This window comes from Streptomyces sp. NPDC002793 (assembly GCF_040295485.1).
Classification (GTDB): Bacteria; Actinomycetota; Actinomycetes; order Streptomycetales; family Streptomycetaceae; genus Streptomyces.
This window is the reverse complement of sequence record NZ_JBEOVL010000002.1, coordinates 15,143-27,686: the sequence shown is the minus strand read 5'-3', so window position 1 is coordinate 27,686 and position 12,544 is coordinate 15,143. Positions and strand designations below refer to the sequence as shown.

12 protein-coding genes are annotated in these 12,544 nt (G+C 73.2%); 10 read left to right on the top strand and 2 right to left on the bottom strand.

Features of this window, described 5'->3' with window-relative positions; translation table 11 throughout:
- The first annotated feature begins 2 nt into the window (after positions 1-2).
- From ABT001_RS01825 to ABT001_RS01805, 5 genes are all read left to right on the top strand, one after another.
- Positions 3-725, top strand: a complete 723-nt coding sequence (locus tag ABT001_RS01825; RefSeq protein WP_351270841.1) for a response regulator transcription factor — start codon at positions 3-5, stop codon at positions 723-725.
- A complete protein-coding gene (locus tag ABT001_RS01820; RefSeq protein ID WP_351270838.1) occupies positions 709-2,736 on the top strand; it encodes a sensor histidine kinase in 2,028 nt (675 codons plus the stop codon). Before ABT001_RS01825 ends, ABT001_RS01820 begins: the two co-directional genes overlap by 17 nt.
- A 101-nt stretch (positions 2,737-2,837) precedes the next feature.
- Positions 2,838-3,239 carry a hypothetical protein gene (locus tag ABT001_RS01815; protein ID WP_351270835.1) on the top strand — a complete coding sequence of 134 codons (402 nt, stop codon included), beginning with the start codon at positions 2,838-2,840 and terminating at the stop codon, positions 3,237-3,239.
- A gap of 91 nt (positions 3,240-3,330) precedes the next feature.
- Positions 3,331-3,939 (top strand): class F sortase, encoded by a 609-nt coding sequence (locus tag ABT001_RS01810; protein ID WP_351270833.1) that lies wholly within the window; start codon positions 3,331-3,333, stop codon positions 3,937-3,939.
- A 304-nt stretch (positions 3,940-4,243) separates the two neighbouring features.
- Positions 4,244-5,782, top strand: a complete 1,539-nt coding sequence (locus tag ABT001_RS01805; protein WP_351270830.1) for a glycoside hydrolase family 43 protein — start codon at positions 4,244-4,246, stop codon at positions 5,780-5,782.
- 22 nt (positions 5,783-5,804) lie between these two features.
- Here the strand turns inward: ABT001_RS01805 and ABT001_RS01800 are convergent, their stop codons facing one another.
- Both ABT001_RS01800 and ABT001_RS01795 read right to left on the bottom strand, forming a co-directional pair.
- On the bottom strand, positions 5,805-6,143 hold the full coding sequence (locus tag ABT001_RS01800; RefSeq protein ID WP_351270827.1) for a GNAT family N-acetyltransferase: 339 nt from the start codon (positions 6,141-6,143) through the stop codon (positions 5,805-5,807).
- Entirely contained in the window at positions 6,140-7,078 is a 939-nt protein-coding gene (locus ABT001_RS01795; RefSeq protein ID WP_351270824.1) for a pirin family protein, read from the bottom strand. Before ABT001_RS01795 ends, ABT001_RS01800 begins: the two co-directional genes overlap by 4 nt.
- A 123-nt stretch (positions 7,079-7,201) precedes the next feature.
- Between ABT001_RS01795 and ABT001_RS01790 the strand changes: the two genes are divergently transcribed.
- From ABT001_RS01790 to ABT001_RS01770, 5 genes are all read left to right on the top strand, one after another.
- On the top strand, positions 7,202-7,690 hold the full coding sequence (locus ABT001_RS01790) for a carboxymuconolactone decarboxylase family protein (protein WP_351270821.1): 489 nt from the start codon (positions 7,202-7,204) through the stop codon (positions 7,688-7,690).
- A gap of 161 nt (positions 7,691-7,851) precedes the next feature.
- Positions 7,852-9,027, top strand: a complete 1,176-nt coding sequence (locus ABT001_RS01785) for a polyprenyl synthetase family protein (RefSeq protein ID WP_351270818.1) — start codon at positions 7,852-7,854, stop codon at positions 9,025-9,027.
- A complete protein-coding gene (crtI, locus tag ABT001_RS01780) occupies positions 9,024-10,559 on the top strand; it encodes a phytoene desaturase family protein (protein ID WP_351270816.1) in 1,536 nt (511 codons plus the stop codon). The genes ABT001_RS01785 and crtI overlap by 4 nt, the downstream gene beginning before the upstream one ends.
- Entirely contained in the window at positions 10,556-11,539 is a 984-nt protein-coding gene (locus ABT001_RS01775; protein ID WP_351270813.1) for a phytoene/squalene synthase family protein, read from the top strand. The genes crtI and ABT001_RS01775 overlap by 4 nt, the downstream gene beginning before the upstream one ends.
- Complete coding sequence (locus ABT001_RS01770) at positions 11,536-12,543, top strand: DUF5914 domain-containing protein (protein WP_351270806.1); 1,008 nt, start codon at positions 11,536-11,538, stop codon at positions 12,541-12,543. The genes ABT001_RS01775 and ABT001_RS01770 overlap by 4 nt, the downstream gene beginning before the upstream one ends.
- Position 12,544 lies beyond the last annotated feature (1 nt).

The window sequence follows — 12,544 nt, the reverse complement described above, 5'->3', positions numbered from 1 at the left end:
GCGTGTGCGCAAACGTCATAGTCGCTGAAGACGACGCGAAACAGGCCGAGCTGGTCCGGCGCTACCTCGAACGCGAAGGCCACGTGGTCACGGTGGTGCCGGACGGCCTCGCCGCCCTCGACCAGGCACGCCACGGGGCGCCGGACCTGCTGGTCCTCGACGTGATGATGCCGAAGGCCGACGGGCTCGACGTCATCCGCATACTGCGCGCCGAGCAGAGGGAGTTGGCGGTCCTCATGCTGACCGCCCGCGCCACCGAGGACGACCTGCTGCTCGGTCTGGACCTGGGCGCGGACGACTACATGACCAAGCCCTACAGTCCGCGGGAGCTCATGGCACGGGTACGCACGCTCCTGCGGCGCACCCGGCGGGACGAGGGCCGCGATGACCACCACATGCTGCGGGTGGGGACTCTCACCGTGGACTCCGTACGCCACGAGGTGGCGGTCGACGGCGTGGGGGTGGAGTGCACGCCAGGGGAGTTCCGGCTCCTGTCGGCCATGGCCGCCGAACCCGAACGAGTCTTCACCCGGGAGCAGTTGCTCGCCGAACTCCACGGTTTCGACCGGTACATCAGCACCCGTACCGTGGACGTGCACATCATGAACCTCCGCAAGAAGATCGAGCGCGCGCCCCGGCGGCCGGTCCGGCTGCTCACCGTCTTCGGAGTGGGCTACAAACTCATGGACCCGCTGAAGGGGACCCCGCGTGCGCAGGCGCGCTGAGCGCGAAGGGCAGCGCCTGCGGCTGCCGCTGCGCAAGAGTCTGCTCGGCCGGCTGCTGGCCGTGTCGGCGCTCGTCGCGGCCTGTTCGGTCGCCGCGACCGCGTGGCTGGCCGCGCAGACCACGTCCGGCGCGATCGAACAGGAGCAGGGCCGCAATCTCGCGGCCGACACCCGTGTCCTCGACGCCCTGCTCGCCTACGCGGCCGAACACCCCACCTGGGAGGGGGTGGGGGCGACCGTGGACGAGCTGGCCGACGCCTCCGACCGGCGGATCACGCTGACGACGCAGACCCGGGACGTACTCGCGGACTCCGCCGGCTCCTCCCCGCAGCCACCCGCGCTGCCACCGCAGGCGTCAGCGGTCGTGGACCCGCTGTCCGTGGCCGCCGTGGCCTCCGGTCCTGACACGGGCTCCGATTCCTCCGCTTCCGGCTCCGGTTCCGGTTCCGTGACGGTCGCGGAGCCGGGGACGGACGGGCAGCAGCGCACCGGGAGCGACCGGGTGGACCCGCGTGCGGTCGGACCGTTCAGACTGCCGCAGACGGAGCGCACGTCGCTGCGGCGCACCGCTGAGGAGATGGTGCGGTGCCTCAGCCGGTCCGGGATCGCCTCGGACGTCGTCGAGAGCCCGAGCGGCCGGCCCCGTATCCAGGTCGTGGGCAACGATCCGGACCGAATGCGTGGCAGCCGGTGCTCGACGGACGCCTTGGACAGCCCCACCGAAACGGAGACGAAGGCGCTCACCGCTCTCAACGTGCTCGTCAACGCCTGCCTGGACCGGCAGGGGCGCGACGCCGTACGGCTCGACCTCGACCTCTCGTGGAACACGGAGGACGAGGCCGTGGCGGTGCCCTCGCCCGTGCCCACCGTCGCCGTGCCGCAGGAGTCCCCGCCTACCGCGCCCCCCACCCCCGCGGCACTCGACAGCGAGAACGACCGCGACATCGCCTCGTGCGTCGGCATCGCCCGCCAGGAGCAGCTCAGTTCGTACGTCGCCTCGCCGGCACTGCTGTTCATCGGCGACCCGGGTGGCGGTGCCGTTCCCGGCTTCGAGCTGTCCGCCGGGAACACGGCGAAGCTCATCGGGGTCGCGGCACTCGTCCTCGCGCTCACCGTCGGCGCCTCGATCCTCGCCGGAGTCAGGCTCGTGCGGCCCCTGCACGCGCTCACGGGCGCCGCCCAGCGCATGAGGGACGGAGAAGGCCCCTCCCCCGTGGTCGTCGCCGCGGACAACGAGATCGGCCGGCTCGCCGCCGCCTTCAACGACATGTCGGCCCATCGCGCACGCATGGAGGAACAGCGCAAGGTGATGGTCAGCGATGTGGCGCACGAACTGCGTACCCCGCTGAGCAACATCCGCGGATGGCTGGAGGGAGCCCAGGACGGCATCGCCGACACGGACGCCCAGTTCGTCTCCTCGCTCCTGGAGGAGGCGCTGCAGCTCCAGCACATCATCGACGACCTCCAGGACCTGTCGGCGGCCGACGCCGGCGCCCTGCGGCTGCACCCCGAGCCCGTACGGATCGACGACCTGCTCGCCCACGTCGTGGCGGCCCATCAGGCCCAGGCCGATGCCGCCGGGGTCGCCCTCGCGGTGGCCGTTCCGGAGGGGCACGAGACGGTACCCGAGCTGACCGCCGACCCGGTACGGCTTCGGCAGGCGATCGGGAACCTGGTCTCGAACGCCGTGCGCCACACACCGGCGGGAGGACGGGTGACGCTGCGGGCCCACTCCGCCGGGGGAGCGGAGGACGAGGTAGTGGTGGAAGTCGCCGACACCGGCAGCGGTATGGCCCCCGAGGACCTGCCGTACGTCTTCGACCGGTTCTGGCGCGCGGAGAAGTCACGCAGCCGCCGCACCGGGGGCAGTGGTCTGGGCCTGGCGATCGTCCGCAAGCTCGTCGAGGCCCACGGCGGGACGACGGCCGTGGCCAGCACCGTGGGCGAGGGATCCGTGTTCACCCTTCGGCTGCCACCGGCCGGACCTGATCCGATGAACACAGCGGTCTGACAGCTTCCTCATAACTTCACTCCAGTCTGTGGGCAAGCCCGGCGCCCGACGCGCATCCGTGCGCGGGCACCATCAACGCCGAGCTGGAATCGGAGTTCTTCATGTCCCTTCGCCCGACCCTGCGTACCGCGGTCCTCGCAGCCGCCGCCCTCGGTGCGGTCCTGCTGCCCTCCGGCACGGCCGTCGCCGACGACACCCCCACGCCGGTACCCACCGAAGCCGCCCCCAGCGCCGTCCCGACCCCCGCACCCACCGAAGCCGCGTCCAGCGCCGCCCCCACCCCCGCACCCGAAGGAGCCGAGCCGACCGAGGCCCCGACCCCGGTTCCGGCCGAGTCCGTCCCGGCGGGAACGATGCCGCGGGGCGGCGTCGCCGCCGGGGAGCGTCCGGCCGGGCAGGCCGGAGACACCGCGCTCTACGGTTCCGCGGCCGGCACGCTGCTGCTCGCGGGCGCCGGAGCCTTCGTGCTGCGCCGCCGGGCGGCCGCACAGCGCAACGGCTGATCCCGCACGGTGGCGCCGCTCCCCGAAAGGGGGCGGCGCCACCCGCCGTTCCCCCGTCCCGCCCCTCGCCCAGCGCACCGGAGTACCACTCATGTCCCTCGCACCGAACACGTCATGGCGCTCAGCCCTGTCCATGGCGGCAGCCGCCCTGCTGCTCGCCTCCGTCACCGGCTGCGGCGCGTCCGACGCGCCCGACGCTTCCGCGCCCTCCGCCGAGACCTCCTCGTCGGAGGCCCGGCCCCCGGAAGCGCCGAAGGCGCCGGCACCGACGCGGCTGGCGGTCCCGTCGCTCGGGATAGACAGCACGCTGCTGAGGCTGGGACTCAACGAGGACGGCACGGTCGAGGTACCGCCGGCCGAGCAGGGCATGACGGCGGGCTGGTACGCGGGCGGTGCCGTCCCCGGCGAGCCCGGCCCGGCCGTGCTCATCGGCCACAACGACACGCGGTTCGGCAAGGCCGTCTTCCACGACCTGCACAGGATCGCCAAGGGCGCGGACATCGCCGTCTCCGGCGGGGGAGGAAAGAAGGCGCACTTCACGGTCACCGGCACGGAGACGGTCCGCAAGAACGCCTTCCCCACCGCGAAGGTGTACGGAGCCACTGACGAGCGGGTGCTCCGACTGATCACCTGTGACGGAGGCTACGACGCAGCGGGCCACCCCGTGGACAACCTCATCGTGTACGCGACGCTGCGCTGACCCGACGGCGCCCCGTGCCGACGCGGCACGGGGCACGACCGGCCACCAGGCCGAACGGACCGGCCGGTCGAACCCGTCCCGACCTCCACCCTGACCACGGGCCCGCTCCGCCTCGCGATCCGCCGGAGGCGCAGTCGGACGTGACGGCGGAACGCCGAAGGGCCGCGGACACTGTCGAAGCGTTTCGACCCCATACTGGTTCCGGTAGGCCCATTGACACCTCTCCGCCCGGGTGCCATCTTCGAAGCGCTTCAATGATCACGGCCTGGGTGCCCCGTCCCGGCCTGAGCCCCGGGGGCGGACCATGGCGTACTTCGACAATCCCGTGATACCCGGCTTCAGCCCGGATCCGAGCATCTGCCGCGTGGGCGAGGACTATTACGTGGCGACGTCCAGCTTCGAGTACGTACCCGGGGTGCCGCTGTGGCACAGCCGGGACCTCGTGCACTGGCGGCTCGTCGGACACGCCCTGGACCGTCCGTCACAGTTGGAGCTGCCCGACACGGCCCCCTCCTCGTGCGGGGTGTACGCCCCCACCCTGCGGCACCACGACGGCCGTTACTGGATGATCACAACCGTGGTGGCCGGCGCGGACACCGTCCTGGTGACCGCGGAGGACCCCGCCGGCCCGTGGTCGGACCCCGTACCGGTCGGCATCCCCGGCATCGACCCCGATCTGGCCTGGGACGAGGAGGGGAACTGCTGGTGCGTGTTCTCCCACGACGGGATCCGCGCGGTGCGCATCGACCCGGCGACGGGTGAACTGCTCGGCGAGCCGGTGCGGATGTGGTCGGGAAGCGGACTCAAGTACCCCGAGGGCCCGCACCTGTACAGGATCGGCGAGTGGTGGTACCTGCTGCTGTCGGAAGGCGGAACGGAGAGCGGGCACGCGATGTCCGTGGCCAGGGCCCGCACGCTGCCGGGGCCCTTCGAGCCGCACCCGGACAACCCCGTGCTGTCGCACCGCAGCACCGCTCACCCGGTGCAGAACACCGGTCACGGCGATCTGGTGCAGGCCCACGACGGCACCTGGTGGATGGTGCTGCTGGGCACCCGGCCCCGCGGCGACACTCCCGGGTTCCACGGACTGGGCCGGGAGACGTTCCTGGTGCCGGTGCGCTGGGAGGACGGGTGGCCGCTGCCCGGACCGCTGGAACTGCGTGCCGAGGCACCGGCACTGACCCCGCACCCCTGGCCCGACGAGCCGTGCCGCGACGATTTCGACTCCACCGAGCTCGCCCCGTGCTGGGTGTCGCCGAGGCGGCGTGATCCGGCGGCGGTACGCCTGGACGAGCGGCCGGGCCACCTGGTCCTGCACGCCCGCGCGGACGGCCTGGACCAGCCCGGCGCACTCTTCGTGGGCCGGCGCCAGCACGACCCCGACTGCAGCGCGCGGGTGCGTGCGGACGCGGGCGAAGGCGGCCGGGGCGGGCTTGCCGTACGGCTCGACGAGGCGCACCACTACCAGGTGGAGACGGAGGACGGCACGGTGCGTGCCGTCGCCCGCATCGGCCCGCTGCGTCAGACGATCGCCGAACGAGCCCTGCCTCCGGGCCCTCTGACACTACGGATCGACGTGACCACCGAGGACATCCTGCCGCCCACCGTCACGGTGCGTCCTGAGGACCCCGGAACCGCGGCGCCCTCCGGGCTCCGCGTCGGCGGCCCCGACACCCTGCGCCTGGGGTACGAGACCGACGAGGGACACTTCGAGGTCCTCGCCGAACTCGACGGCCGTTACCTCACCACCGAGGTCGCGGGCGGCTTCACCGGCCGCGTCATCGGCATGTACGCGACCCGGGGCGCTCCGGCCTTCGACTGGTTCGAGCTGCGGCCGGCCTGACGCCCCGACCTTCGAAGGGGCCTCAGCGGGCCAGGGTGGTCTCCAGCCACTGCAGGACCTCGGGGGTGACGGGGTCGGTGATGTCGGCGAACTCCTCGTGCTTCTTGAGGAACTTCGCCACATACGGGCAGACCGGCACGATCCGCTTGCCCGAGGCCCGTACCTGGGTCAGCGCCTCCTGCACGAGGACGGAGGCCAGCCCCTGGCCGGCGAAGGCGTCGTCGATCTCGGTGTGGAAGAAGACGCGCTGCCCGTCGCGGTCGCGGTAGGCGGTGAACCCGGCGGCGACCTCGTCGACCAGGATCTCGTAGCGGTGCCTGACGTCGACCTCACGGACGAGGGGGGCGGTGGACCGGGTCATCGTGTGCTGCCTTTCGAGCGTGTCGGGTTGCCGCGCGGTGCGATGGTGGCGTTGGGGAGGGCGGGGGCGGGAATCCGTTCGCCGGGGTAACCGTCGACCTGGCCGAACCGTTCGGAGGCGGCCTCCCAGTCCTGGCGTGCCACGACGATGTCCTCGTGGCTGCGGCCCACGAAATTCCACCACATGACGATACGTTCCTCGAACGGCGTGCCGCCCACGAGCACGGCCCGGGCGGGGGCATCCGTCTCGTTGGTCAGGGTCAGCTGCTCGGTCCCCGGGCCGAGGTAGCCCAGCTCGGCCCGGTGCAGCGTCGTTCCGGCCATCCGCATGGTGCCCTGGTCGACGAGGAGACCGTGCTCGAAGGAAGGGTCCGTGCCGAGCGTCGTCGTCGCGTGCGGATCGAGGACGATCTCGGCCCCGAGCAGCGGTGTGAACGTCGGGACAGGTGAGGTGTCCCCGGCGAGGGAGCCGAGGAACACCCTGAGCACGGCCCCGTCCCGGCGTACCGGGCCCGGTGCGTGGTGCCGGAAGTCGCGCCCCGTGTTCCGGTGCTCCTCGGGCAGGGCCACCCACAGCTGGACGCCGTGCAGGACCGAGGTGTCCGGGGTGGACACCTCGGTGTGGCTGATCCCGTGGCCACCGGTCATCAGGTTCAGCTCGCCGGGGCGCACGAAGGCGTGGCTGCCCAGACTGTCGCGGTGCTCGATCTCCCCGCTGAACAGCCAGCTGACCGTCTGCAGGCCGATGTGCGGATGCGGAGCCACGTCCATCCCGCCGGTCCCCGCGACGTCGTCGGGACCGTAGTGGTCGATGAAGCACCAGGCTCCGATGAGCGTGCGGGCCCTCTGCGGCAGGGTGCGCCGTACCGTCATCGCCCTCGGGCCGCCCAGGGGAACGTCCCGCGCCGTCAGCACATCGACGTGGACACCGCTCATCGTGGACCCTCCGGTGAGACAAAGGTGCTTATATGTTCAACGATCATGCTCGATAATAAGCCGTCGTCACTCGGACGCTCGGCACGACGTGGGGCGGCGGCAAGCCCCGGTGAGGAACCCAGGGTGCACGGTACGCAGGCGGGCCATGCGGAGAAGCGGGTCTACATCGACAAGCAGAGTCCGAAGGCCTATCACGCGCTGACCGCCACGGCCGAGGCGGTCCGCACGGTGGCCCAGGAGGCGGGGCTCTCGCGCACCCTCGTCGAACTGGTCAACCTCCGGGTGTCGCAGATCAACGGCTGCGCGTACTGCCTGGACGTCCACACCAGGGCCGCGGTGCGCGCGGGCGAGTCCACCCAGCGGCTGGGCGTGCTGGCGGCCTGGCGTGACACCGAGGTGTTCACCGCGCAGGAACGTGCCGCACTGGCCCTGGCCGAGGCGACCACGCACCCCGCCGACGCCTCCTTGCAGGAGGACGCCTACACCACGGCCCGCCGTGATCTCTCCGAGGACGAGATCTCCGCCGTGGTGTGGGTCGCCGTCACCATCAACGCCTTCAACCGGGTCTCGATCATGAGCAAGCATCCCGTGCGCGGTGTTCCCCGGCAGTGACGGGCCCACCGTCCCGGTCCGGTGCCGCCTTTCCGTCCGCCGTCCGGGTGAACTCCGCTCCGACCGGGCCGTACGCCGGGCAGGCATAGGGGTGGCCGCGTTCCTCGCGGTGGAAGCACCGGTGGACGCGGGAGCGGCCGGGCGGGCGAAAGGGGCTCTCCATGCTCGGTCCACGGACCACACGGTCAGGGGCGGGCGGAGGCGCCGGATCCCACCCCGGCACCGGCACGGGCACCGGCCGGGCCCCGCGGACGGCCGGTGAGGCGGCAGCGGCCGTCGGCACCGTCCTCGCGGAGCACCTGCACACCAGGCTCAGGGACGCCCGCCGGGTGGACGCCGTGTTCGCCGAGGAAGTGGCCACCCGGGTCGCCGGGTTCGTCCTGAACGGCGGCAAACGGCGCCGTACGGCCTTCGTGTGGTGCGGCTGGCTGGCCGCCGGAGGCACCGGCGACCCCAGGACACCGCTGCGGATCGGCGCCGCACTGGAACTGCTGCAGGCCTGCGCACTGGTGCACGACGACGTCATGGACGAGTCCCCGGTACGCCGGGGCGCGCCCGCCGTGCACGCCGACTTCGCGCGCACGCACCGGGAGGCCCGCATGCGCGGCTCCGCCGCCTCCTACTCGGCCACCGCCGCGGTGCTCGCCGGAGACCTGGCGCTGGCCTGGGCCGACGACCTGCTCACCGAGACCGCCGTGGCCTCCCCGTACGGCCTGCAGCTGCACCAGGAGTGGCAGGCCATGCGCGGCGAGATGGTCGCCGGGCAGTACCTGGACATGCGGGCACAGGCGACCGGTGCCTCCGACCTCGCCCAGGCCACGAAGATCGCGACGCTCAAGAGCGCGCTCTACACCGTGGAACGGCCGCTCGCCCTGGGCGCGGTCCTGGCGGGGGCCGACGCCCGGACCGCCGACGGGCTCCGGACCGCGGGACGGTGCGCGGGGCTCGCCTTCCAGCTCCGTGACGACCTGCTGGGCGCGTTCGGCGACCCGGCCGTCACGGGAAAGCCGGCCGACGAGGACCTGCGGGCACGCAAACTCACCTCGCTCCTCGCGGTCGCCCTCCGGCTCGCCGCCGATGCGGGCGACACCGAGGCTCTGGCGGTGCTGGGCCCGGAGGGCGCCGCACCCGGCGGGGCGACGGTGGACCGGATGCGCGAGGCCCTCGAACGCACGGGTGCGCGGGCCGTGGTGGAGAAGGAGATCGCCGCCCTCGCGGAGTCGAGCCTGCGTCACTTCGCGGCCTGCGGAGCGGATGACAGCGCCCGGAGCGAATTCGCCGCCCTCGTGGACAGGACCGTGGGCACCGGCCCCGCACGGAACGGGGAGGGCGCATGAGGACCGTGCAGGGCCCCACGGACCACGTCGTGGTGGTCGGAGCCGGCCTGTCCGGTCTGGCCGCCACCCTGCACCTCATCGGAGCGGGCCGCAGGGTGACCGTCGTCGAACGGGAGGCCGGACCCGGAGGCCGTGCGGGGCGGCTGGAGCTCGGCGGGTACCGGGTCGACACCGGGCCGACCGTGCTGACCATGCCGCACCTGGCCGACGAGGCATTCGCCGCCGTCGGGGACAGTCTCCACCGCCGGGTCGAGCTGATCCCCCTGCACCCGGCCTACCGGGCCCGGTTCGCGGACGGCAGCGGGCTGGACGTCCACACGGACGGTGACGCGATGGAGGCCGAGGTCCGGCGGTTCGCCGGGCCCTCGGAGGCCGCGGGATACCGCCGGCTGCGCAGCTGGCTGGAGCGGCTGTACCGGGCGCAGATGCACCGCTTCATCGACACCAACTTCGACTCACCCTTCCAGCTCCTGCACCCGGACCTCGCGCGGCTCGCGGTCCTGGGAGGCTTCGGCCGCCTCGATCCGCAGATCGGCAGATTCCTCGCCGACCCACGGCTGCGCCGGGTGTTCTCCTTCCAGTCGCTGTACGCGGGTGTCGCCCCCGCCCGAGCGCTCGCCGCCTATGCGGTCATCGCCTACATGGACACCGTCGCGGGCGTTTGGTTCCCGAAGGGCGGCATGTACGCGCTGCCCCGGGCGATGGCGGACGCGGCGGCCGACGCCGGGGCCCGGTTCCGGTGGTCCGCCGAGGTGAGCGCCCTGGAGCGCTCGGCGGGGCGGGTACGAGCCGTCCGGCTGGCGTCGGGCGAGCGGATCACCTGCGACGCGGTCGTCCTGACCCCGGACCTCCCGGTCGCCCACCGGCTCCTGGGCCGGGCGCCGCGCCGCCCCGTGCCGCTGTGCCACGCGCCGTCGGCCGTGATCCTGCACGCCGGCACGGACCGCACCTGGCCGGAGCTGGCGCACCACACCCTCTCCTTCGGCGCCGCATGGGAGCGCACCTTCGACGAACTCACCCGCACCGGGCAGTTGATGAGCGACCCGTCGCTGCTCATCACCCGCCCCACCACCCACGACCCGTCCCTCGCACCACCGGGCAGACACCTGCACTACGTCCTGGCCCCCTGCCCCAACACCACGACAGGCCCTTCCGCCTCCACCTGGCGCGGCCTGGGCCCCCGCTACCGGGACAGCCTGCTGGCCGAGCTGGAGCGCCGGGGGCTCCACGGGTTCGAGGCATCCATGGAGCGGGAGCTGCTGGTCACCCCGGTGGACTGGACGGACCGGGGCCACGGGGCGGGCACCCCCTTCTCCGTGTCGCACACCTTCGCGCAGACCGGCCCCTTCCGGCCGCGCAACCTCGTACGCGGCTACGACAACGTCGTCCTCGCCGGGTGCGGGACCACCCCCGGGGTGGGCGTGCCGACCGTCCTCGTGAGCGGCAAGCTCGCCGCGGCCCGCGTCACCGGGCTTCCCCGTACGACGGGCGTGCGCCGTCGTTCCCCCGTCCCGGAAGGGCAGAGCGCATGAACCGTCGAGAACTGGACGCCGCGGGGATCACCGGGCCCGCCCTGCGTGCTGCCTACGCCCGTTGCCGACGGCTCAACGCCCGGCACGGCCGGACGTACTTCCTGGCCACCCGGCTCCTGCCGGTCGAACACCGCTGCGCCGTACACGCGCTGTACGGCTTCGCCCGGTGGGCCGACGACATCGTGGACGACCTCGACAGCGGGCGGCCCCCCGGGGAGCGCGACCGGCTGCTCCGCGTGCTCGAGAGCGACCTGGCACACGAACTGACCACGGGAGGCGGCCACGAGCCCGTCGTCCGAGCCGTGGCGGACACCGCCGCGCGCTACGCCATCGACCACGGCCTGTTCGCCGACTTCCTGACGTCCATGCGCAGCGACCTGACCGTCACCGACTATCCGACGTACGCCGATCTGCGTGCCTACATGCACGGTTCGGCAGCGGTGATCGGCCTCCAGATGCTGCCCGTGCTCGGGACGGTCGTGCCCCGTGACGAGGCGGCCCCGCACGCGGCGGCCCTCGGTGTGGCCTTCCAGCTGACCAACTTCCTGCGGGACGTCGGCGAGGACCTGGATCGCGGGCGCGTCTACCTGCCGGCGGACCTGCTCGCCGCCCACGGTGTGCACCGTCCCCTGCTGGAATGGAGCCGCCGCACCGGGCGGCACGACCCGCGCGTCCGGGCCGCCTTCGCCGAAGCCGAAGCGATGATCCGGACGGTGTACCGGGAGGCGGAACCCGGCATCGCCATGCTGGAGCCACGCGTACGGCCCTGCATCCGCACGGCGTTCGTCCTGTACCGGGGGATCCTGGACGCCATCGCGTCCGACGGCTACCGGGTGCTGCACCGCCGCGCCGTGGTGCCGCGCCGGCGCCGGGCCGGCGTCGCCGCGGGCGGACTCGTACGGATCCTGGGAGCGCGGATGCGGACCCGTCCGGCCGCAACGGCGCCGGAAGCCGCCGGGGCGGAAGGCCTCCGGCGATGAACGATCCGCGCGGAAGGACGGCCTGGACCTCACCGCTGCGGCTGCGGCGCGCGCTTCGCTGGGAGCGGCAGCCCCCGACCTGGCGCGAGGCGAGGCCCACCGTGATCGCCGAGGCGCTGAAGCGGGCCACCGCCCGGCCCTCGGGCAACTGGTACGTCGTCGGGGCCTCCCGGACGATCGGGGCGCGGGACCGCCCGTACGGCCGGACGGTCGCCGGGGTCGAGGTCGTCCTGTGGCGGTCCGAGGACGGTGCGCTGCGCGCCGGCCCGGGGGAGTGCCCCCATCTGGGGGCGCCGTTGCGGGACAGCCGCGTGGTCTGCGGGACGCTCCTGTGCCACTGGCACGGTCTGGCCCTGGACGGCGGGCCGTTCGCCGGGTGGGAGCCGTACCCGGTGCACGACGACGGGGTGCTGGTCTGGGTGAGGCTCGACCGGGCCGGCGGTGAGGCACCGCTGGAGCGCCCGGTTGTCCCCGTGAGGCCGTCGGCGCGGGACGCGGTGGACGCGGTGTTCACGGCGGTGGGCCGGTGCGAACCCGAGGACGTGGTCGCCAACCGGCTCGATCCCTGGCACGGGTCCTGGTTCCATCCGTACGCGTTCGTGGGCCTCGACGTGGTCGGCACCCCCGAGGACGGTGGGGAGGACGCCTTCGCCGTCGACGTCTCGTTCAAGGTCGCGGGCCGCCTGGTGGTACCGGTGCGGGCGGAGTTCACCGCGCCCGGACCCCGCACGGTGGTCATGCGCATCACGGAGGGCGAGGGCGCCGGGTCGGTGGTGGAGACCCATGCCACGCCGCTCACCGCGTCCGGCGCCACGGACCCGCGGACCGCAGTGGTCGAGGCCGTCGTCGCGGCCTCGGACCGGCGGGGCTTCGCCCTGGCGCGCGCCGCCGCGCCCGCCCTCCGGCCGCTGATGCGCCGGACGGCGGGCCGCCTCTGGCGTGACGACCTGGCGTACGCCGAGCGGCGCCGGTCGCTGCGTGGCACCGGGCGCTTCCCCGGCTGAG